The organism is Actinomadura sp. K4S16 (assembly GCF_008327685.1).
Taxonomy (GTDB): domain Bacteria; phylum Actinomycetota; class Actinomycetes; order Streptosporangiales; family Streptosporangiaceae; genus Spirillospora.
Genome location: NZ_BDDE01000021.1, coordinates 53,271 through 73,481, shown reverse-complemented (window position 1 = coordinate 73,481; position 20,211 = coordinate 53,271). Strand labels below are relative to the sequence as shown.

General features: G+C 73.3%; 21 protein-coding genes. 14 read left to right on the top strand and 7 right to left on the bottom strand.

Features of this window, described 5'->3' with window-relative positions; genetic code table 11:
- The first annotated feature begins 8 nt into the window (after positions 1-8).
- Genes mshA through K4S16_RS33015 form a run of 3 tightly spaced genes read left to right on the top strand, consistent with a single transcriptional unit; the run spans position 9 to position 2,724 of the window.
- The gene (gene mshA / locus K4S16_RS33025) at positions 9-1,319 is read left to right on the top strand and encodes a D-inositol-3-phosphate glycosyltransferase (protein ID WP_149262992.1); all 1,311 of its coding nucleotides are present in this window, start codon (positions 9-11) and stop codon (positions 1,317-1,319) included.
- Between the two features lie 50 nt (positions 1,320-1,369).
- The gene (locus K4S16_RS33020) at positions 1,370-1,861 is read left to right on the top strand and encodes a YbjN domain-containing protein (RefSeq protein WP_149262991.1); all 492 of its coding nucleotides are present in this window, start codon (positions 1,370-1,372) and stop codon (positions 1,859-1,861) included.
- A gap of 29 nt (positions 1,862-1,890) precedes the next feature.
- On the top strand, positions 1,891-2,724 hold the full coding sequence (locus K4S16_RS33015; protein WP_235037221.1) for a phosphoglyceromutase: 834 nt from the start codon (positions 1,891-1,893) through the stop codon (positions 2,722-2,724).
- A 46-nt stretch (positions 2,725-2,770) separates the two neighbouring features.
- Here the strand turns inward: K4S16_RS33015 and K4S16_RS33010 are convergent, their stop codons facing one another.
- Positions 2,771-3,940, bottom strand: a complete 1,170-nt coding sequence (locus tag K4S16_RS33010) for an MFS transporter (RefSeq protein ID WP_200842262.1) — start codon at positions 3,938-3,940, stop codon at positions 2,771-2,773.
- A gap of 80 nt (positions 3,941-4,020) precedes the next feature.
- Here K4S16_RS33010 and K4S16_RS33005 point away from each other — a divergent pair, with 80 nt between their 5' ends.
- Positions 4,021-4,434 (top strand): MarR family winged helix-turn-helix transcriptional regulator, encoded by a 414-nt coding sequence (locus K4S16_RS33005; protein WP_149262990.1) that lies wholly within the window; start codon positions 4,021-4,023, stop codon positions 4,432-4,434.
- Here K4S16_RS33005 and K4S16_RS33000 read toward each other — a convergent pair.
- Positions 4,431-5,534, bottom strand: a complete 1,104-nt coding sequence (locus K4S16_RS33000; protein WP_200842261.1) for an oxidoreductase — start codon at positions 5,532-5,534, stop codon at positions 4,431-4,433. The genes K4S16_RS33005 and K4S16_RS33000 overlap by 4 nt on opposite strands.
- Positions 5,535-5,617: 83 nt before the next feature.
- Positions 5,618-6,280 (bottom strand): phosphate signaling complex protein PhoU, encoded by a 663-nt coding sequence (gene phoU, locus K4S16_RS32995; RefSeq protein ID WP_149263144.1) that lies wholly within the window; start codon positions 6,278-6,280, stop codon positions 5,618-5,620.
- Between the two features lie 170 nt (positions 6,281-6,450).
- Here phoU and K4S16_RS32990 point away from each other — a divergent pair, with 170 nt between their 5' ends.
- Together K4S16_RS32990 and K4S16_RS32985 are read left to right on the top strand one after the other, a co-directional pair.
- Entirely contained in the window at positions 6,451-7,659 is a 1,209-nt protein-coding gene (locus K4S16_RS32990) for a cell wall metabolism sensor histidine kinase WalK (protein ID WP_149262989.1), read from the top strand.
- Entirely contained in the window at positions 7,656-8,336 is a 681-nt protein-coding gene (locus tag K4S16_RS32985) for a response regulator transcription factor (RefSeq protein ID WP_149262988.1), read from the top strand. Before K4S16_RS32990 ends, K4S16_RS32985 begins: the two co-directional genes overlap by 4 nt.
- 133 nt (positions 8,337-8,469) lie before the next feature.
- Here K4S16_RS32985 and K4S16_RS32980 read toward each other — a convergent pair whose 3' ends face one another.
- Positions 8,470-9,399, bottom strand: a complete 930-nt coding sequence (locus K4S16_RS32980) for a copper chaperone PCu(A)C (protein WP_149262987.1) — start codon at positions 9,397-9,399, stop codon at positions 8,470-8,472.
- 199 nt (positions 9,400-9,598) lie between these two features.
- Complete coding sequence (locus K4S16_RS32975) at positions 9,599-10,372, bottom strand: hypothetical protein (protein ID WP_149262986.1); 774 nt, start codon at positions 10,370-10,372, stop codon at positions 9,599-9,601.
- Positions 10,373-10,734: 362 nt separating this feature from the next.
- Between K4S16_RS32975 and K4S16_RS32970 the strand changes: the two genes are divergently transcribed.
- Both K4S16_RS32970 and ispF read left to right on the top strand, forming a co-directional pair.
- A complete protein-coding gene (locus K4S16_RS32970; protein ID WP_021599843.1) occupies positions 10,735-11,217 on the top strand; it encodes a CarD family transcriptional regulator in 483 nt (160 codons plus the stop codon).
- 34 nt (positions 11,218-11,251) lie between these two features.
- Positions 11,252-11,722 (top strand): 2-C-methyl-D-erythritol 2,4-cyclodiphosphate synthase, encoded by a 471-nt coding sequence (gene ispF / locus K4S16_RS32965; RefSeq protein WP_200842260.1) that lies wholly within the window; start codon positions 11,252-11,254, stop codon positions 11,720-11,722.
- A 12-nt stretch (positions 11,723-11,734) separates the two neighbouring features.
- Here the strand turns inward: ispF and fahA are convergent, their stop codons facing one another.
- Together fahA and K4S16_RS32955 are read right to left on the bottom strand one after the other, a co-directional pair.
- Entirely contained in the window at positions 11,735-12,952 is a 1,218-nt protein-coding gene (fahA, locus tag K4S16_RS32960) for a fumarylacetoacetase (RefSeq protein ID WP_149262984.1), read from the bottom strand.
- 132 nt (positions 12,953-13,084) lie between these two features.
- Entirely contained in the window at positions 13,085-14,149 is a 1,065-nt protein-coding gene (locus K4S16_RS32955) for a DUF2637 domain-containing protein (protein ID WP_149262983.1), read from the bottom strand.
- A 208-nt stretch (positions 14,150-14,357) separates the two neighbouring features.
- Between K4S16_RS32955 and K4S16_RS32950 the strand changes: the two genes are divergently transcribed.
- The 6 genes from K4S16_RS32950 to rlmB all read left to right on the top strand — a co-directional run bounded on the left by K4S16_RS32950 (position 14,358) and on the right by rlmB (position 20,177).
- Complete coding sequence (locus K4S16_RS32950) at positions 14,358-15,098, top strand: DUF6585 family protein (protein WP_149262982.1); 741 nt, start codon at positions 14,358-14,360, stop codon at positions 15,096-15,098.
- A 135-nt stretch (positions 15,099-15,233) separates the two neighbouring features.
- Entirely contained in the window at positions 15,234-15,590 is a 357-nt protein-coding gene (locus K4S16_RS32945) for a YciI family protein (RefSeq protein WP_200842269.1), read from the top strand.
- Positions 15,587-16,840 carry an RNA polymerase sigma factor gene (locus K4S16_RS32940; RefSeq protein WP_149262980.1) on the top strand — a complete coding sequence of 418 codons (1,254 nt, stop codon included), beginning with the start codon at positions 15,587-15,589 and terminating at the stop codon, positions 16,838-16,840. Before K4S16_RS32945 ends, K4S16_RS32940 begins: the two co-directional genes overlap by 4 nt.
- Complete coding sequence (locus K4S16_RS32935) at positions 16,827-17,651, top strand: alpha/beta fold hydrolase (RefSeq protein ID WP_149262979.1); 825 nt, start codon at positions 16,827-16,829, stop codon at positions 17,649-17,651. The genes K4S16_RS32940 and K4S16_RS32935 overlap by 14 nt, the downstream gene beginning before the upstream one ends.
- 88 nt (positions 17,652-17,739) lie before the next feature.
- Complete coding sequence (gene cysS / locus K4S16_RS32930; protein ID WP_149262978.1) at positions 17,740-19,134, top strand: cysteine--tRNA ligase; 1,395 nt, start codon at positions 17,740-17,742, stop codon at positions 19,132-19,134.
- A gap of 125 nt (positions 19,135-19,259) precedes the next feature.
- Entirely contained in the window at positions 19,260-20,177 is a 918-nt protein-coding gene (gene rlmB / locus K4S16_RS32925; RefSeq protein ID WP_149262977.1) for a 23S rRNA (guanosine(2251)-2'-O)-methyltransferase RlmB, read from the top strand.
- The last annotated feature ends 34 nt before the right edge of the window (positions 20,178-20,211 follow it).

Below are 20,211 nucleotides of genomic sequence, written 5' to 3'. Positions count from 1 at the left end.
GGTGTCCGGTGTCGCGTCGTATCAACCGGGTTGCGACGATCAGTGTCCATACTTCCCCTCTGGATCAACCGGGTACCGGCGACGCGGGCGGCCTGAACGTCTACGTCGTCGAGGTCGCCAAGCGGCTCGCCGCCAGGGGGGTCGAGGTGGACATCTTCACCCGCGCGACCTCCCGGGCCCTGCCGCCCGCCGTGGAGCTCGCGCCGGGCGTCCTCGTCCGCAACGTGGTCGCCGGGCCGTTCGAGGAGCTCGACAAGACCGAGCTCCCCCGGCACCTGTGCGGCTTCACCTCCGGCGTGCTGCGCGCGGAGGCCGCCCACGACCCCGGCCACTACGACCTCCTCCACACGCACTACTGGCTGTCAGGCCAGGCGGGGTGGGCGGCGAAGGAGCGGTGGGGCGTCCCGCTCGTCCACTCCATGCACACGATGGCCAAGGTCAAGAACGCGGCCCTGGCCGACGACGACAAGCCCGAGCCGGCCGAGCGCGTCCTCGGCGAGGAGCAGGTCGTGGCCTCGGCGGACCAGCTCGTCGCCAACACCGCCAAGGAGGCCCGCGAACTCGTCGACCTCTACGGCGCCGACCCCTCGCGCGTCGCGGCCGTCAGCCCCGGCGTCGACCTGTCGGTGTTCCGCCCCGAGTCGCCCCTCATCGCCCGCGGCGCCGGCCTCCTGCCGCACCGGACCGGGCCCGCCCGCCGCCGCCTCGGCCTGCCCCGCGACGCCTACGTGCTGCTGTTCGTCGGCCGCATCCAGCCGCTGAAGGCCCCCGACGTGCTGCTGCGCGCCGTCGCCCGCATGCTCGCGGACGACCCGGAGCTGCGCTCGCGGCTCGTCGTCGCCGTCGTCGGCGGCCCCAGCGGCTCCGGGCTGTGCCGCCCCGAGGGCCTGCAACTGCTCGCCGCCGACCTCGGCATCTCCGACGTCATGAGGTTCGAGCCCCCGGCGCCCCAGCACGAGCTGGCCGACTGGTACCGCGCCGCGGACGTCACCGTCGTCCCGTCCCGCAGCGAGTCGTTCGGGCTCGTCGCCGTCGAGTCCCAGGCCTGCGGAACGCCGGTCGTCGCGTCCCGCGTCGGCGGCCTGTGCACCGCGGTCGCCGACGGCGAGTCCGGCGTGCTGGTCTCCGGGCACGACCCCGCCGACTACGCCGCCGTCCTGCGGCGCCTGCACGCCGAGCCCGGGCTGCACGCCCGCCTCGCCCGCGGCGCCGTCCGGCACGCGCGCGACTTCGGCTGGGACACCACCGTCGACCGCCTTCTGGACGTGTATACCGGTGCCGTGTCGAAGCCGACCGCCGCCGTGGAAGCGACCGTATGAACGAAGCCGAGCGGGGGGCGCGGGGAGCCGCCCCCCAGGGGGGAGCACGCATGAGCGTCGTCGAGACCATCCGGGTGACGCTGGAAGCCGCCGACTTGGAGTTCGACGAGCCGCGCGAGAACGCGTTCTTCGTCAAGCTCCCCGGGCAGCACAAGCTCGCCACCATGACGTGGCTCATCGTCGGCGACCACTCGCTGCACGTCGAGGCGTTCTTCTGCCGCCGCCCCGACGAGAACCACGCCGAGTTCTACCGGTTCCTCCTGGAGAAGAACGGCCGCATGTACGGGGTCGCCTTCGCGCTGGACGACGTGGGCGACGTCCACCTCGTCGGGAAGGTCCCGCTCGAATCGGTGTCGCCGGAGGAGGTCGACCGCCTCCTCGGCTGCGTCCTCACCTACTCCGACGAGAACTTCGACAAGGCGCTGGAGCGCGGGTTCAAGTCGTCCATCCAGCGCGAGTGGGACTGGCGCGTCAAGCGCGGCGAGAGCCTCGCCAACCTCCAGGCCTTCGCCTCCTTCGCGGACCCGGCCAACCGCGAGTGACCCGCGCGGGGCCGATAGGCTCTGGTCCCATGGCGACCCTGGTATTGCTCCGGCATGGCGAAAGCGTCTGGAACGCGGAGGGGCTGTTCACCGGCTGGGTGGACGTCGACCTCTCCGCCAAGGGCGAGAGCGAGGCGACCAAGGGCGGCGACCTGCTGCTCGACGCCGACATCACCCCCGACGTGGTGCACACGTCGCTGCTGAAGCGGGCCATCCGCACCGCCAACATCGCGTTGGACGTCGCCGACCTGCTCTGGATCCCGGTGAAGCGCTCCTGGCGCCTCAACGAGCGCCACTACGGCGCCCTCCAGGGCAAGAACAAGGCGCAGACGCGCGAGGAGTTCGGCGAAGAGCAGTTCATGACGTGGCGCCGCTCCTACGACACCCCGCCGCCGCCCATCAAGGACGACGACCCGCTGTCCCAGGTCAACGACCTGCGCTACGCCGAGCTGCCGTCCGAGCTGATCCCGCGCTCGGAGTGCCTCGCCGACGTCGTCGACCGCATGCTGCCGTACTGGTACGACGCGATCGTCCCCGACCTGGCCGCCGGCAAGACCGTCCTGGTCGCCGCGCACGGCAACTCCCTGCGCGGCCTGGTCAAGCACCTGGACGACATCTCCGACGAGCAGATCGTCGGCCTGAACATCCCCACCGGCATCCCGCTCGTCTACGAGCTGGACGACGACTTCTCCCCGCTCAAGCGCGGCGGCGAGTACCTCGACCCGGCCGCCGCCAAGGCCGCCATCGAGGCCGTCAAGAACCAGGGCGCGGCCAAGGGCGGCAAGGCCCCCAAGGACGCGAAGGACGCCAAGGCCCCCGCTCCGAAGGACGCCCCGAAGCCCAAGCGCGGCAGGCGCAAGTAGGCCCGAGGGGCCGCCCCGGCGGCGGCCCCTCGAACAGCGGACGCGATCAGACTGGCTCGGTGCCCGCCGCGGCGGGACGGCGGTCGCGGCGGTGGATGTGCACGGCCGTGGCCAGCCCGGCGAGGGTGAGCAGGGCCGCGACGGGGAACAGCGAGCGCAGGCCCGGTCCGTCGCTGATCAGCGCACCGCCGAGCCATCCGGCGAACGCGGCCGCGACCTGGTAGCCGGAGGCGTTGACGGCGACCGCCAGCGTCGGGGCCGCGCCCGCCGTGGTCAGGACCCGGGTCTGCATGCCCGGGACGACCGCGAAGGCCAGCAGGCCGAGCGCGAAGGTCAGCGCGGCGGCGAGCGGCCGGACGCCGCCCACCGCCCAGAACAGCGCCAGCGCGGCGGCCAGCGCGCCGAGGAGCCGGATCAGGGACGGCATGAGGTCCCGGTCCGAGAGCCGCCCGCCGAGGAAGTTGCCCGCCACCGCGCCCGCCCCGTACACCAGGAGCAGCACCGGCACGGCGCCCTCGGCGAACCCGCTCACCTCGGTGAGCAGCGGCGCAATGTAGGTGAAGACGGTCACCACGCCCACGTTGCCGAGCACGGTGAGGAAGATCGCCAGGCGGACGTCCCGCCCGGCGAACACGCGCAGCTCGTCCCGGAGCGGGCCGGTCGCGGCGGCGGGCAGGGCGGGGACGAACCGCAGCACCATGGCCAGGGCCACGGCGGTGAGCGCGGCGACCGCGGCGAAGGTCGCCCGCCACCCGAACTCCTGGCCGATCACGGTGCCCAGCGGGGTGCCGAGGATGATGCCGAGGTTGAGCCCCAGCGCCACCTTCGCGACGGCGGACGCCGCCCGGCCCGCGGGGGCCGTCGAGACGGCGGTGGCGATGGCGATGGCGAAGAACGTGGCCACGACCAGGCCCGCGAGGAACCGGGTCGCGAGCAGCACCGGGTAGTTCGGGGCCGCGGCGGAGCCGAGGTTGGCGAGGACCGACACGGCGACGAGGCCGGTCACGAGCGGCTTGCGCGGCAGCCGCGCCGTCAGGGCGGTGACGACCGGGCCGCCGACGATCATGCCGAGCGCGTACGCGCTCACCAGGCGCCCGGCCGCGGGCACCGACACCGCGAGGTCGTCGGCCACGTCCGGCAGGATGCCCGCGATCACGAACTCGCCGGTGGTCAGGCCGAAGACGACCAACATGAGGGACAGGAGGGACGGGGGCACGCGCACTCCCAGTTAGTTCGAACTCGGATGATTCGAACTAGCAATATCATGACTCGAACCACAGGGGCTACACTCCTGGCATGGGCGAGCAGATGGAGCGCGACGTGTGCAAGCTGGTCCACCGGTTCGCGCAGCGGCTCGACGTCCACGCCCGCCGCGTCGCCGACCAGGTCGGCATGACCGCCGCCCAGGTCGTCGCGCTACGCGAGCTGTCGGAGCCGATCACGGCGCGCGAGCTCGCCCACCGCATGGCGTGCGAGGCGTCGAACGCGACCTTCCTCGTCGACCGCCTCGAAGGGCAGGGCCTCGTCGAGCGCCGCCCCCACCCGACCGACCGCCGCGCCAAGCAGATCGTCCTCACCCCGGAGGGCGAACGCTGCCGCGCCGACGTCCTCGAACGCCTCGACGCCGACTCCCCGCTGGCGACACTCGCCCCGGCCCAGCAGGAGTCGCTGCGCGACCTACTCCAGGCGCTCCTGGAAGGACCCGGCTAGCGGGTGGTGAAGGTGAGGCGGGCGGCGCGGCCCTTCTCGCCGGCGGCCCAGCAGCCGCCGTCGGCGGCGCAGTCCACGGTGTCGAAGCTTCCGGTGTCGAACCGGGTCCAGGTGCGGCCGCCGTCGAGGGTGCCGTCGCTGCCCGTGGGGCCCACCGCCAGCGCGGCCGGGCCCGAGTACACCGGCCAGACGACCCCCGACCGGTACTCGGCCGGCGGGCGCCGCGCGGGACGCCACGTCCGGCCCCCGTCGTCGGTCGTCGCCGCGGCCGCCGGGGACGGCTGCCCCGGCCGGTAGTCGCCGCCGACGGCGACGCCGTGCCGGGAGTCGCGGAACGCCACCGCGAACACCCCCTGCGACGGGCTGGACGGCAGGGGCGTGTCGGCGACGGTCCAGGTCAGGCCGCGGTCCCCGGAGTGGAACACCCGCGACCGGGACGCTCCGCCCGTCGCCAGCCACACGTCGCGCGGCCCGTGGCTCACCAGGCACTGCCCGCTGGCGGCGAACCCGGCCTCGCCCTCCAGCGCCGGGGGCATGCCCTCGGACGGCAGCACCCGCCAGGTGCGGCCCGCGTCGCCGGTGGAGATGATCCGGAAGCGGCCGTCCACCGGGTCGCTGACCGCCAGCCCGTGCCGGGAGTCGAAGAACGTGACGCAGTCGTAGAACGCCCTGGGATCGTCGTTCTTGAAGCCGAGCGTCCAGGAGGCGCCGCCGTCCGACGTCTGGTAGACGCGGGACGCGTCGCCCTCGCCGATGGCCAGCACGACCGCCCGGCGCGCGTCGAACGCCTCGACGTCGCGGAACTCCAGGCCCTCCGCGTCCGGCGGGGCGACGTCGCGCCACGTGGCGCCGCCGTCGGTCGTGCGGAGCACGGTCCCGCCGCTGCCCGCCAGCCAGGCGGTCTTCCGGCCGACCGCCGCCAGCCCGCGGAACCGCGCCTGCTTGCCGGTCGGGGTGGGCTGCCAGGCCGGGCCGCGCGCCCAGGCCGCGGCCCCCTCCCGCGCCGACGCCGTGCCCGGCACCTGGAGGGACGCCGCCATCAGCGCCCCGCACACCCCGGCCAGCGTCATCGTCCGGACCAGCGCCCGCATCGGATTCATGACGCGCAAGCTAACGAATGATGATCAAGCCGTCCAGACCCAGCGGCACGACCGGGCCCGGACGGGCGCGCGGACCGGCCGGTTCAGGCCGAGTCGACGATCTCCTCGGGGCGCTGGCCGGTCACCAGGTAGACGACGTTCTCCGCGACGTGGACGGCGTGGTCGGCGAAGCGCTCGAAGTAGCGGCCGGCGAGCGTGATGTCGACGGCGGGCTCGACGCCGTGCTGCCACTTCGGAGACAGCAGGAGGTCGAACAGCCGGCGGTGGAGGCGGTCCATCTGGTCGTCGTCGGCGTCCAGTTCGAGGCCCATCTCGACGTCCTGCGACGCGATCACGCTGCCCGTCTTGGCGATCATCCGCTCGGCGATCTGGCCCATCTCCAGCACGATCGCCTGCAGCTCGGGCGGCACGGCCGACTCGGGGTGGCGGCGGCGGGCCGTCTTCGCGATGTGCACGGCGAGGTCGCCCATGCGCTCCAGGTCGCCGCTCATCCGCAGCGCGGTGATCAGGGTGCGCAGGTCGCCGGCGACGGGCTGCTGGCGGGCCATCAGGTCGAACACCGTCGCCTCGATGTCGGCGTCGATCTTGTTGACGTGCTCGTCCCCGCTGATGACCTCCTCCGACAGCCGCAGGTCGGCGTCCAGCAGGGCGGTCACCGCGCGGGCCATCGCGGACCGGACGAGGCGGGTCATCTCCACCAGGCTGTCGGTGAGGGAGTCGAGTTCCTCGTGGTAGGCGTCGCGCACTTCGAATCCTTCGATCTGGACGGGGGCGGGCAGGGCGGACTCGCCCACGCCACAGCCTGCCCCATGGCCGTGAACGCGTCCGGTGGCAAAGGTGAACTTTCGGCTAACGAGAGGTCCCTGACCAGGCCCGCGGGGAAGCGTTGCTCGGAACGCCGCTTACGATCCGAGGTGTGGAGGTCGAGATAATAGCGAGCCTGACCGGGCTCGCCGGGCTCGCGATCGGGCTCGCGACTGGATTGGCGGTGCGAGTGAGCGAGCGGGCCCAGCGGACGGCGGTCACGGCGAACCCGGTGGGCAGTCTGCCCCCCGGCGTCGCCTCGGTGCTGAGCGTCCTCCGGTCTTCGGCCGTCGTGGTGGACAGCGAGGACCGGGTGCTGCGGGCCAGCTCGGCGGCACGCGCGTACGGCCTGGTCAGCGGCGACCACCTGCTGGTGGACGAGGTGCTCGCCATGACCCGGCTGGTCCGCCGCGACGGGGAGATCCGCGAGACCGAGATCCAGGTCGGGCCCGCCGGCGGCCGCCGCCGGGCCGACGGGCGCTGGTTCGCGGTCCGCGTCGCGCCGCTCGGGTCGCACGGGCTCGTCCTCGTGCTCGCCGAGGACCTCACCGAGATGCACCGCACCGAGGCGATCCGCCGCGACTTCGTGGCGAACGTCAGCCACGAGCTGAAGACCCCGGTGGGCGCGCTGTCCCTGCTCGCCGAGACCGTCGAGGGCGCCGCCGACGACCCCGAGGCCGTCCGCCGGTTCGCCGGCCGGATGCAGTACGAGTCGGTGCGGCTCACCAATCTCGTCCAGGACCTGATGACGCTGTCGCGCGTCCAGGGGGACGAGCCGCTGCCCGAGCTCACCCCGATCGACCTCGACGAGGTGATGGCCGAGGCGCTGGAGCGCTGCCAGATCAAGGCGGTCGCCAAGGACATCGAGCTCGCGGCCGGCGGCGAGGAGGGGCTGCAGGTCCGCGCCGACCAGGAGCTCCTCGTCACCGCGCTGCGCAACCTCGTCGACAACGCCGTGGCCTACAGCCCCGAGCACACCCGGGTCGTCGTGTCGACCCGCAGGTGCGACGAGTGGCACGTCGAGATCAACGTGACCGACCAGGGCATCGGCATCCCGGACGCCGAGATCGAGCGGATCTTCGAGCGGTTCTACCGGGTCGACCCCGCCCGCTCCCGCCAGACCGGCGGCACCGGGCTCGGCCTCGCCATCGTCAAGCACGTCACCAGCAAGCACGGCGGCGAGATCACGGTGTGGAGCAAGGAGGGGCACGGGTCGACGTTCACGATCCGGCTCCCGCTGCTCGACACGCCGCGCCGCCCCGCGGCCGGGACGACCGCAGACCCAGCACCACCTAACACCGCCCGGGAGGCAACACCGTGACCCGCGTGCTCGTCGTGGAAGACGAGGAGTCCTTCAGCGACGCACTGTCGTACAACCTCCGCAAGGAGGGGTTCGAGGTGGCCGTCGCCGCCACCGGCCCCGACGCGCTGGACATCTTCGAGCGCAACGGTGCCGACCTCGTGCTGCTCGACCTGATGCTGCCCGGCCTCCCCGGCACCGAGGTGTGCCGGGAGCTGCGCGCGCGGTCCAACGTCCCGGTGATCATGCTGACCGCCAAGGACAGCGAGGTCGACAAGGTCGTCGGCCTGGAGCTCGGCGCCGACGACTACGTCACCAAGCCGTTCTCCACCCGCGAGCTGATCGCCCGGATGCGGGCCGTGCTGCGCCGCCAGGGCGAGGTCGAGGAGCCCGCGCCCGCGACCCTGGAGGCCGGGCCGGTCCGGATGGACGTGGAGCGCCACGTGGTCAGCGTCGGCGGCGAGCCCGTCCAGCTCCCGCTCAAGGAGTTCGAGCTGCTGGAGGTGCTGCTGCGCAACGCCGGCCGCGTCCTCACCCGCATGCAGCTGATCGACCGCGTCTGGGGCGCCGACTACGTCGGCGACACCAAGACCCTGGACGTCCACATCAAGCGCCTCCGCGCCAAGATCGAGGAAGTCCCCTCCACCCCGCGCTACATCGTCACCGTCCGAGGCCTCGGCTACAAGTTCGAGCCCTAGCCGAACGCCGTGACCTGCGTGTTCTGTCACGCTCATGAGCGTGGGGGCACATGCGGGCACACGCGGTCACGGACATGAGGAACGGCCCGTCCCCTGGGGGGCGGGCCGTTCTCGTGTGTGCGGGGGCGGTGGGTCAGGCGGCCGGGGTCTCCGTGGTGGTCGGGGTCTGCGGTGCCTCCGAGCCGCCCTGCTCGGCGCCCGGGGACGGCGACGTGCTCGCCTCCCCGCTCGGGGACTGGCTCGGCGTCTGGCCGGGGGTCTGGCCGTTCGGGGACTGCGGCGAGGCGGGGGACACGGGCATCGGGTAGGTGGCGAACTCGCCCTGCCGCGCCACGATGGGCACCTGGAACTCGACGGAACCGGCGCGCTCGAACCGCATCGTCAGCGGGACCGTGTCACCGGCGCGCAGCTCCTCGTTGAGCCTGGGCAGCACCACCAGCGGCTGCTCGCCGGCGGCGGGCGGCTCGGCCGACGGGCCGCCGCCCTGCGGGCCGGTCGTGTTCTCCGAGGTCGGGGTCTCGGAGACGTTCGGGGTCGCGCCCTGGCCGGTGGGCTCGGGGGTGGCGCTGCCGGAGGGCGACGCCTGGCCGGAGGGCGTTCCCGGCTGCTGCGTCTTCTTCTTGCCGCCCTGCTGCTGCGGGGTGGGGGTCGGGGTGGGCTTGCCCAGCAGCTTGGTGAAGCTGCCCGTCCCGTCCGGGGCGGCGGGCGGCAGCGTGAGCGAGCCGCCCTCGATCTTCGCCTCGCCGCCGAACGCCGGGGAGCTCACCGAGACCAGGCGGTCCTGCCGGCCCTTCACCTGGTTGATGATCACGCCGTAGAGGGCCACGTTCGTGCCCTGCTGGATCGGCCGCCCCGCCTCCTGGCCCAGCAGGAACATGTGGCGGAGGTCGATCTGCGCCGCGCCCGGCTTGTCCTTCGGCACCGACACGTTGACGCCCTCGGTGAGCTGCGTCGGGGCGGCGGACTGGGGCGACTCGCCGGCGCCGCAGCCGGAGACCACCGGCGCGATGGCGACGGCGCCCGCGATGGCGAGCACGACCATTCGACGGCTGTTTCGGATCACGGCGTCGGTCTCCTCGCGAAATATCAGTTGAAGAGGTGGCTTCAGGAAGTTGTGAGGCTGGCGTGAGATACGCCAGGGGAAGCGTAGCGAGGTTCAACGGGAGACCCCTCCCCGGGGTGGCCGACACGCCTGAACCGGCTTCCACGGCGAGCCCGGGCGCGCGCACACGGGCTCGCGGACAAGATCCCCGGCACGGGTGCTAACCGGTACGGAGGCTCTCAACCTTCCCGGTGAGCGCCGGACCGGGCTGGGGAGCCCGGAGGACCTCGGTGACCAGGCCGTCCGGCTTCACGAAGACGGCGGTGATGCCGGTCGCCGTGGGGCCGGGCGTGCCGGGCGCGGGGGAGTAGGCGCCGGCCAGGACGCCGGCGCGGTCTTCCAGGATCTGGGGTACTCCCCTGTGGGCGGTGCCCGCGCAGGCCCTGAGGTCTTTCAGGGACATGGGCTTCCTGGGTCCCGCGGGGCGCGGGTCGGCGACGATCCAGAAGTTCACCGTGTACTCCTGTGCCCGGCCGGCCAGCTCCGCCACGATGGGCTCGCACCGGTACCCGGGCGGGACTATGGCTATCACCGCGGGGCGCAGGTCCTGGAGCCTCTTCGGGGCGCGGCCGGCCGTCACGACGTCGACCCGGCGGTCGGGCAGGAGCCCGCCGACCCTGCCGGGGCTCGCGGTCGGGCGCGGGGCGAGCTGGGCGCTCGTCGGACGGGGCGTCGGACGGGGACCGAGCGCCGTCATCAGGACGCCGCTCAGCAGCGCGACGAGAAGCGCGCCCGCGATGAGGGGGATCGCGACGCCGAACCGGGTCACCGGGCGGTACAGCCGCCGCACCCGCGCCCTGCGCCGCCGCCGGCGCCGCTCCCGATGGTAGGCGACGACGTCCCGCTCCAGCTCGCGGGCGTCGTCGGGCACGACGACGTCAACGTGCGGAAGCCCGTAGTCGTCGGGCTCCGGGTCGCCGCCGTCCGGCCTCACGCGCCACCTCCCTCACCGATCGGTGTTCCCGCGGGACGCGCGTTCCCATCCGTCCTGTTAAGACCCTTCCGGGCGCTTCGTACCCGCGCGGCCCGGCGTGCTCACATCCCAGTATGGAACCCGTCCGCACCGCCGGCGGGACGATGCTTGTACCCGGGGGGCGGTTACCGGTAAAGGCGCTCGACCGGGATAGCGGTGTTCTCTCGGCTACGCTGGGTGGGGAGAACTGGACGGCGATGCACCAATAAAGGGGTTTGTCAATACCCCAATATGTGGCTTGACCTGGGCGTTTGTCGAGAAGGCCGGTTCGGGCACGCTCGTTTCCGTGCTACCCTGGTTCTAGCGGAAGGGGTACTTGTCACATGACTTTCCAGGTCGGCGACACCGTCGTCTACCCCCACCATGGGGCTGCTCGGATCGAGGCCATCGAGACTCGCACCATCAAGGGTGAGGACAGGACCTACCTGGTCCTGAAGGTTGACAAGGGTGACCTGACGGTACGGGTCCCGGTCGAGAACGTCGAGGACGTGGGCGTCCGGGACGTCGTCGGCCAGGACGGGCTGGAGAAGGTGTTCGAGGTGCTTCGCGCACCCTACACCGAGGAGCCCACCAACTGGTCGCGCCGGTACAAGGCGAATCTTGAGAAGCTCGCCTCCGGCGATGTCAACAAGGTCGCGGAGGTCGTCCGCGACCTCTGGCGGCGCGACAAGGAGCGCGGTCTGTCCGCGGGTGAGAAGCGGATGCTCGCGAAGGCGCGCCAGATCCTGGTCAGCGAGCTCGCGCTCGCCGAGAAGACCAACGAGGACAAGGCAGAGGCCCTGCTCGACGAGGTCCTGGCCAGCTGAGCGGCCGACCGCGTTGAACGAACGGCTTCCCCGGGTGGGCGTCGGTACCGACGTCCACCCGTTCTCGTCCGAGCCGCGCCCCCTGTGGGTGGCCGGGCTCGAATGGCCGGGTGAGGGCCACGGCCTCGCCGGGCACTCCGACGGCGACGTCGCGGCGCACGCCGCCTGCGACGCGCTCCTTTCGGCGTGCGGTCTCGGCGACCTCGGCGCCGTCTTCGGCACGGCCGACCCGCGCTGGTCCGGCGCCGCCGGCGTCGACCTGCTGCGCGAGGTCGCCCGCCGCGTCGACGAGGCGGGCTGGACCATCGGCAACGTCGCCATCCAGGTCATCGGCAACCGCCCCAAGATCGGCAAACGGCGCGCGGAGGCGGAGAAGACCCTGACCGAGGCCCTGTCCGGCGCCCCGGTCACCGTCTCCGCCACCACCACCGACGGCCTCGGCCTCACGGGGCGGGGCGAGGGCCTCGCCGCCATCGCCAACGCCATCGTCCTTCCACCCGCCTAGCGCGCTTGCGCCCTAGGCGGGAGCCGGGTGGACCGTGCCCGTCACCTCGCCGAGGGCGATGCGGGAGCCGCCGGCTCCCGGAGCCTGCGCGCGGAGCGTCACGGTGTCGCCGTCCTCCAGGTATGTGCGCTCCGTGCCGTCGTCGAGCAGCAGCGGTTCCTGACCGTCCCAGCTCAGCTCCAGCATGCAGCCGCGCTGCCCGCGCTCGGGGCCCGAGACCGTGCCGGACGCGAACAGGTCGCCGGTGCGGAGCGGGGCGCCGTTCACCGTGGCGTGCGCGAGCTGCTGCGGGGACGTCCAGTACATCGACGCGAACTCCGGCCGCGCGGCCACCCGCCCGTTGATCAGCACCTCCAGGTGCAGGTCGAGGCCCCACGGCTCCTCGCACCGCAGGTACGGCAGCGGCGCCGGGTCCTGGACGGGCGGTGGGACGCGCGCCGGCTCCAGCGCCGCGACCGGCACGACCCACGACGAGACCGACGTCGCGAACGACTTGCCGAGGAACGGGCCGAGCGGCTGCGACTCCCATCGCTGGAGGTCGCGCGCGCTCCAGTCGTTCACGAGCACGAACCCGAACACGTGGTCGCGGAACGCGGCGGTCGGCACGCCCCGCCCGGCGGGAGAGGGGACGCCCACGACGAAGCCGACCTCCGCCTCGAAGTCGAGGCGCCGCGAGGGGCCGAAGGACGGCTCCGGGTCGCCCTTCGCCCGCCGCTGCCCGGACGGCCGGATGATCGGCGTCCCGGACGGGTACACGGTCCCGGCGCGGCCGTGGTAGGCGACCGGCATGTGCTTCCAGTTGGGCGGCAGCGGCGCGGCGTCCGGCCGCATGATCCGTCCCGCGTTCGCGGCGTGGTGCTCGGAGGAGTAGAAGTCGGCGTAGTCCGCGACCTCGAACGGCTTGCGCACCTGCACATTCGCGACCGGGATCAGGTGCGGCTCGACCCGCCCCCGGTATGACTCGTCGGTGAGCAGCTCCGTCACCCGCTCCCGGTTCGCCCGCCAGGCGGCGCGTCCGGCGACCATGAAGGCGTTCAGCGACCCGGAGGCGAAGTAGTGCCGGTCCTCGACCAGGCCGGCGGCCGACATCTCGGCCAGGTCGAGGACGCGGTCGCCGATCGCCACGCCGACGCGCGGCAGCTCCCCCGGCCGGGAGAAGACCCCGTACGGCAGGTTCTCGATGCCGAAGCCGCCGTCCCGACTGCTCTCGACCCACGAAACGGTCGTCATGGAGCCATACCTTCCCCCGCCGCGTCCCTTTCACCCGGTGCGGGCAGATCAGGCAGCGGAGGAGGAAAGGCGGTTTTCCAGATCAGGGCGGCGCCCCCGAACCGGCCCCCGAACCGGTTCCTGAGCCCGGCCCTATTCGGCGGGCGGGGTGGGGCCGCTGCGGAAGTTGCTGGACGGCGGCGGGTTCCAGTCGCCGCCCGCCGAGCGGTCTCCTCCGTCGGGGTCCGTCGCTTCGGGATCCCCGGCGTCGGGGTCCTCGGCGCGGTCGGCGGGCGGGTCGTCGTGCTCGTCCTCGTCCGCGCCCTGGGAACCGGGCACCACGATGTCGGGACGGGTCGTCGAGGCGGCCGGGGGCTTCTGGCCGACCCCGTCCCGGCCCCGGACGAGCTCGACGTCCGTCGGCAGCAGGTCGGGCACCGAGTCCAGCGGCGGGCGGGGCTGCGGGAGCGGCTCCAGCGGCGGCGCGGGCTCCGACGACAGGCTCTCCTCGTAGTCGAAGGGAGGGAACTCCTCCGGCGCGGGCGCGGCCTTCTCGACGGCGGGCCATTCGGGCCCGTCGTCCTTGAACGGCAGGATCGGCTCGGGCTCGGGCTCGGGCTCCGGCTCGGGGGCCGGGGGTGGAACGTCCGGGAAGGCGGGCGCCTGCTCCTGCTCGGCGGGCGCCTCCAGCGCGAGCGGGGGCGCCGCGGGCTCCAGGACCTTGACATGGCCGCGCTGCGCCTCGACCGGCGCCTCGTTCCCGGCGGAGGCCCGCGACGCCACCCGGATCTGCTTGGCCATCGTCAGCCACAGCCAGACGGCGATCACGAGCATGGCGTGCGGCGCGACGGCGACGCCCGTCCGCACCGCGTCCTCGGACAGCGCGTCGAACCCCCGTACCGAGTGCTGGACGGAGATCGCGGCGCCCCCGGCGAGCAGCAGGAACAGCAGCGTCCAGCGCGGCAGCCGCGTCCACCAGCGGGCGTTGCGGGTGACCACGAGCGAGAGGATCGTCACGGCGGTGAGGGTGTCGGCCATCGCCGGGTACAGCGGCGCCCAGCGGCGGCTCACTCCGCCGGCGACGGCGAGCTCGCGGAGGACGTCGTAGGTCAGCGCGAACGCGCCGCCCGCCAGCGCGGCGACCACGAGGCCGGCGGCGCCGGTGAGCAGCAGCCGCTGCACGGGTGTGTAGGAGGGCCGGGTCGGATCAGTCGGCATGTCTCTCGTTCCGGAAGGGAGGGTTCCTCCGCCGAGATTAACCAGCCCGGACGCCGCCGAACCGCAACTTCTTAGTGATCACTGTGACGCTGCGCACGATAAGTGGGGAGACGTACGGTAATGGCGAGGACGAGGCTGAGGGAGGCAGCGATGGCGTGCGGCAGGTTCGTGCGTGTCACGCGGGCCCGCGCGGCCGGGTAGCGCCGCAGTGGAGTTCCCCCAGGACCGTCTCGGTGAACCGGTCCGCATCTTCGACGGGCGGGCCGCGGCCCGCCGCACCTGGGCGTGGCTGGCGCTGCTCTGCCTGGCCGCGGCGGCGCTCATACCGGCGGCGGTCGTGTACCTGCACGACCGCGTGTGGTGGGTGGGCGTCCCGGCGCTGCTCCTGTCGATGGGCTACGCGGCGGCCGCCGGGTGGATCGCGGGACGGGACCGTCCGCGCCTCCGGGCCCGCGTCGCGGTCCTCCACACCGCGGGGTTAGCGGTCAGCGGCCCGGGCGGCGGGGCGTACACGTGGGACGAGCTCGCCTCGGTGACCGTCGCGGGCGTCCCGGACGGACCGGGCGGGCGCGTCCGGTGGCGCTTCACCGTCGTCGCGGACGACGGGAGCGTGCTGCGGCTCGGCGACGACATCCCGGACGTCCGGACGCTCGGCGTGGCCGTCGCGCAGGAGGTGACCGCCCGGATCGTCCCGCACCGCCTGGCCGCGGTGAAGGCGGGGGAGTCCGTCCGGATCGGCCCGTTCGCCGTGGATCTGGACGGCGTCGAGAAGGACGGCGAGCGGCTGCCCTGGCACGCCGTCCACGACGTGGTGATCGGGAACGGGATGGTGACCGTGCACGCCCGCCCGGGCCGGCCCGATCTCGCGACGCTCGCCTCCCGGATGCCGGACGCGCTGGCGTTCACCGTCCTGTGCCACCAGGTCAGGGACATGGCCCAAGATTTCTGAAGATTTTCTCGCGGGGGATGTCGAGAACCGGCCGGGGGCTCCGATCCTTCACTGACGGGCCCGGAGGCGGGGCCGTCCGGCGGGCCGGCGGCTCGCGCGACACCGACCGACGACGAGGAGAGATCCGTGAAGTACATGCTGCTCATCTACAACCGCCCGGGCTTCGTGGAGGAGCTGACGGAGCAGGAGCGGACCGCGCTGTTCGGCGAGGTCGACGCGCTCATGAAGGAGCTGACCGAGTCCGGCGAGCTGGTCGGCGGGCAGGCGCTGGCCGACCCGTCGCTGACCAAGACCGTCGTGGGCGTGGACGGCCGGCCGGTCGTGACCGACGGCCCGTTCCTGGAGGCCAAGGAGCACTTCGCCGGCTATGTCGCCGTCGACTGCGAGACCGAGGAGCGGGCGGTGGAGATCGCCTCGCGCTGGCCGGACGTCAGGTTCGGCGGGCGCATGGAGGTGAGGGCGATCATGCACGACTCCGGGGCGGAGATGTGAGGACGCCCCCGGCCGTCGAGGACCTGCTGCGCGCCCTCGCGCCGCAGGTGCTCGGCACGCTCGTGCGGCGGCACGGCGCCTTCGACGCGTGCGAGGACGCCGTGCAGGAGGCCCTGCTGGCCGCCGCCGTGCAGTGGCCGGGGGAGGGCGTCCCGGAGAACCCGCGCGGGTGGCTGCTGACGGTGGCGACCCGGCGGCTCACCGACCAGTGGCGCAGCGAGCGGGCCCGCCGCGACCGCGAGGCCGCGGTGTTCGCGGAGGAGCCCGCCGCGCCGGGACCGGACGAGTACCGCGCGTCCGACCGCGACGACACGCTGACGCTGCTGTTCCTGTGCTGCCATCCGGCGCTGTCGCCGTCCTCGCAGGTCGCGCTGACGCTGCGGGCGGTCGGCGGTCTGACGACGGCGCAGATCGCCCGCGCGTTCCTCGTCCCGGAGGCGACGATGGCGCAGCGGGTCAGCCGCGCCAAGCAGAAGATCAAGGCGGCGGGCGCGCGGTTCGCGGCGCCGCCGCCGCGGGAGCGGGACGAGCGGCTCCGGGCCGTACTGCACGTGCTGTACCTGATCTTCAACGAGGGCTACACCGCGTCCAGCGGGCCCGACCTGCAGCGCACGGACCTCACCGCCGAGGCGATCAGGCTCACCCGGGCGCTGCACCGGGCCCTGCCCGGCGACGGGGAGGTGACCGGGCTGCTCGCGCTGATGATGCTCACCGACGCCCGGCGCGCCGCCCGCACCGCCGACGGCGGCCTGCTGGTCCCGCTCACCGAGCAGGACCGGACGCTCTGGAACGCCGAGGCGATCCGGGAGGGGACGGCCCTGATCACCGACGCGCTCACCTGGTCGCCGCCCGGCCCGTACCAGGTGCAGGCCGCGATCGCCGCCGTCCATGCGGAGGCCGCCCGGCCGGAGGACACCGACTGGCCGCAGATCCTCGCGCTGTACCGGCTGCTCGGCCATCTCGCGCCGAACCCGATGGTCACGCTGAACGAGGCCGTCGCGCTGGCGATGGTGGAGGGGCCGTCCGCCGGCCTGGACCTGCTGCGCACGCTGGACGGCGACGACCGGATGGCGAAGCACCACCGGCTCGCGGCCGTCCGGGCGCACCTGCTGGAGAGGGCCGGCGACGCGCCGGCCGCGCGGGAGGCGTACCGCGACGCCGCCCGCGGCACGACGAGCATGCCCGAGCGGCGCTACCTCGAGGAGCGCGCCGCCCGGCTCAACGAAGGAGACTCCGATGGGAAAGCTTGACGTCCCCGGCGCGACCCTTTACTACGAGGTCCGCGGCTCCGGGCCCGTGCTGCTGCTGATCTGCGGCGGGATCTACGACGCGGCGGGCTACGCCGGGCTCGCCGCGGCGCTCGCCGACCGGTACACGGTCGTCGCCTACGACCGGCGCGGCAACTCGCGCAGCCCGCTCGACGGGCCGCCGGAGCCGCAGCGCATCGAGGTGCACGCGGACGACGCGTCCCGGCTGCTCGCCGAGATCGCCGACGGCCCGGCGTACGTGTTCGGCAACAGCTCGGGCGCGGTGATCGGGCTGGAACTGGCCGCGCGCCACCCCGAGCAGGTGCGCGCGCTGGTCGCCCACGAGCCGCCGCTGCTGGCGATGCTGCCGGACGCGGAGCACTGGGACGCCGTCCTCACGGACGTGGAGCGCGCCTACCGCGAGGGCGGCGTCGGCCCCGCGATGGGGACGTTCGGCGCCGCGATGGGCATGGGCGGCGGCGAGGAGCCTGAGGGCGGGGCAGCGGAGCAGGAGCCGCCGAGCCCGGAGATGCAGGAGATGTTCGCCCGGTTCGAGAAGAACACCGACTTCTTCGTGGGCTACGAGGTGCCGACCTTCGGGCGGTACACGCCCGATGTGGAGGCGCTGCGCGGGTCGTCCGTCCGGATCGTCCCGGTGGCGGGGGAGGAGTCGGCGGGCGAGCCGGCGAACCGGGCCGCGCTCGCGCTGGCCGAGCGGCTGGGGACGTCCGCCGAGACCTACCCCGGCGACCACGGCGGCTTCGGACCGCATGCCGCCGCGTTCGCGGCCCGGCTGGAGAAGGCGTTCCGCTGAGCGCCCGCCCCGGTGACATGACCCGATGGCACGGGGCGGCCTGGGCGATGCGCCACGTAGCCGGACGCCCATCCAATAACCTGAACCTGTGAGCCTGCGCCTTTACGACACCGGTACCCGTAGCGTCCGCACGTTCGAGCCCCTGGAAGAGGGCCGCGTGGGGATGTACGTGTGCGGCGCGACTCCGCAGGCGGCCCCGCACATCGGGCACCTGCGCTCGGGCGTCATCTACGACGTCGTGGTCCGCTGGCTTCGGGCGTCCGGCTACGAGGTGACGTTCGCGCGCAACGTCACCGACGTCGATGACAAGATCATCGCGGTCTCGGCGGAGCGGGGCGTGCCGTGGTTCGCGGTCGCCGAGGGCAACCAGCGCACCTTCACCCAGGGCTACGACCTGCTCGGCTGCCTGCCCCCGACGATCGAGCCGCGCGCCACCGGGCACGTCCCGGAGATGATCATCCTGATGCGCCGGCTGATCGAGAAGGGCCACGCGTACGCGGCGGACGGCGACGTGTACTTCGACGTCAAGTCCTGGGCGGACGAGTACGGTGCGCTGTCGAACCAGCGGCTGGAGAACATGCGCTCCGCCGGCGACACCCCCAACGAGGACCTCAAGCGCGACCCGCGCGACTTCGCGCTCTGGAAGGGCGCGAAGCCGGGGGAGCCGTCCTGGGAGACGCCCTGGGGCGACGGGCGCCCCGGCTGGCACCTGGAGTGCTCGGCGATGGCGACCCGGTACCTCGGCCCCACGTTCGACATCCACGGCGGCGGCGTCGACCTGATCTTCCCGCACCACGAGAACGAGATCGCCCAGTCCCGCGCCGCGGGTGACGGCTTCGCGCGCTACTGGCTGCACAACGGGCTCCTCACCGTGGACGGCGAGAAGATGAGCAAGTCCGTCGGCAACGTGGTGCTGCTGCCCGACCTGCTGGGCAAGGCCCGCCCGGTCGAGGTGCGCTACTACCTCGCCTCGGCGCACTACCGCTCGCTGATGGACTACACCGACGCCGCCCTGGCCGAGGCCGTCTCCGCCTACCAGCGGATCGAGGGCTTCGTGACGCGGGCATCGGAGCTCGTCGGGCCCGGTGCGCCGTCCTCCGTGCCGTCCGCGTTCGCCTCCGCGATGGACGACGACCTGGGCGTCCCGCAGGCGCTGGCGGTGCTGCACGAAACCGTCCGGGAGGGCAACAGCGCTCTTGCGTCCGGCGACAGCGCCGCAGTAAAGGTGCACATGACAGCCGTCCGGGCGATGGCGGACGTCCTCGGCATCGACCCGCTGGCGCCGCAGTGGCAGTCCTCCGGCGAGGACGACCTGCACCCCGTCGTCGACGCCCTGGTCAAGGTGGCCCTGGAGCAGCGGCAGGCGGCCCGCGCCCGCAAGGACTACGCGGCCGCCGACGCCATCCGCGACAGCCTCTCGGCGGCCGGTATCGTCGTCGAGGACACCCCGCAGGGCCCACGCTGGGAGCTGAAGCGCGGCTGACCGTGCATGGCGCACGCCGCGCGCCGGATAAAATCGAACGTTCGCGGGGGTTCGTCGCCGTCCGCTTATCTTGAGCCGCCCGGCCGGGGCGAGCAGGCAATCGTCGCGAAGGGCGTTACCGACAAATGGCAGCCAAGCGCAAGGGCAAGGGACCGACTCCCAAGGCCGAGGACCGGCACTGGCACGGCAAGCGCCAGAAGGCCCGCGCCGTGAAGAACTCCAGGCGCACCGGCACCCCGACGCTCGGCCCCGGCGCGCGCGCCCAGGGCTCGTCGGAGACCCGTCCGGCCGGGCGTCCCGCCGGTGCGCGCCGCGCGACCGGCGAGGTGCCCGAACTGGTCACCGGCCGCAACCCGGTCGTCGAGGCGCTGCGCGCGGGCGTTCCCGGCACGGCCCTGTACGTCACCTCCGGGACGGACGAGCGCGTGCGCGAGGCGATCCAGATCGCCGCCGACCGCCGCATCCCGCTGCTGGAGACCGGCAAGAACGAGCTCGACCGGCTGACCGACGGCGCCGTCCACCAGGGCATCGCGCTGCAGGTCAAGCCCTACCGGTACGCGCACCCCGACGACCTGCTCAAGGGCACCGCCCCGCTGATCGTCGCGGTGGACGGCATCACCGACCCGCGCAACCTCGGCGCGATCGTCCGGTCCGCGTCCGCGTTCGGCGCGACCGGCGTGGTCGTCCCGGAGCGGCGCGCGGCGGGGGTCACGGCCGGCGCCTGGAAGTCGTCCGCGGGCACCCTCGCGAACGTCCCGGTCGCGCAGGCCACGAACCTCTCACGCCAGCTCAAGGCCTACCAGAAGGCCGGCTGCTTCGTCGCCGGCCTCGACGCGGACGGCGGCACGACGGTCGCCGACCTGGAGCTCGCCTCCGGGCCGTTCGTGCTGGTCGTGGGCTCGGAGGGCAAGGGGCTCGGGCGGCTCGTCGCCGACACCTGCGACCTGCTCGTCACGATCCCGATGCCGGGCAAGGCCGAGTCGCTCAACGCCGGGGTGGCCGCGGGCATCGCGCTGTACGAGATCAGCCGCCTCCGCGCCTGAGATCGGAAATAATCTCAACGTTCAGATAATTGAC

What these genes read in the sequence shown, in the direction of transcription:
- K4S16_RS33020 (WP_149262991.1), top strand. Translation starts at nt 1,370, where the DNA reads ATGAGCGTCGTCGAGACCATCCGGGTGACGCTGGAAGCCGCCGACTTG.
- K4S16_RS33015 (WP_235037221.1), top strand. Translation starts at nt 1,891, where the DNA reads ATGGCGACCCTGGTATTGCTCCGGCATGGCGAAAGCGTCTGGAACGCG.
- K4S16_RS33005 (WP_149262990.1), top strand. Translation starts at nt 4,021, where the DNA reads ATGGGCGAGCAGATGGAGCGCGACGTGTGCAAGCTGGTCCACCGGTTC.
- K4S16_RS33000 (WP_200842261.1), bottom strand. Translation starts at nt 5,534, where the DNA reads ATGAATCCGATGCGGGCGCTGGTCCGGACGATGACGCTGGCCGGGGTG.
- K4S16_RS32970 (WP_021599843.1), top strand. Translation starts at nt 10,735, where the DNA reads ATGACTTTCCAGGTCGGCGACACCGTCGTCTACCCCCACCATGGGGCT.
- fahA (WP_149262984.1), bottom strand. Translation starts at nt 12,952, where the DNA reads ATGACGACCGTTTCGTGGGTCGAGAGCAGTCGGGACGGCGGCTTCGGC.
- K4S16_RS32955 (WP_149262983.1), bottom strand. Translation starts at nt 14,149, where the DNA reads ATGCCGACTGATCCGACCCGGCCCTCCTACACACCCGTGCAGCGGCTG.
- K4S16_RS32945 (WP_200842269.1), top strand. Translation starts at nt 15,234, where the DNA reads ATGCTGCTCATCTACAACCGCCCGGGCTTCGTGGAGGAGCTGACGGAG.
- K4S16_RS32935 (WP_149262979.1), top strand. Translation starts at nt 16,827, where the DNA reads ATGGGAAAGCTTGACGTCCCCGGCGCGACCCTTTACTACGAGGTCCGC.
- rlmB (WP_149262977.1), top strand. Translation starts at nt 19,260, where the DNA reads ATGGCAGCCAAGCGCAAGGGCAAGGGACCGACTCCCAAGGCCGAGGAC.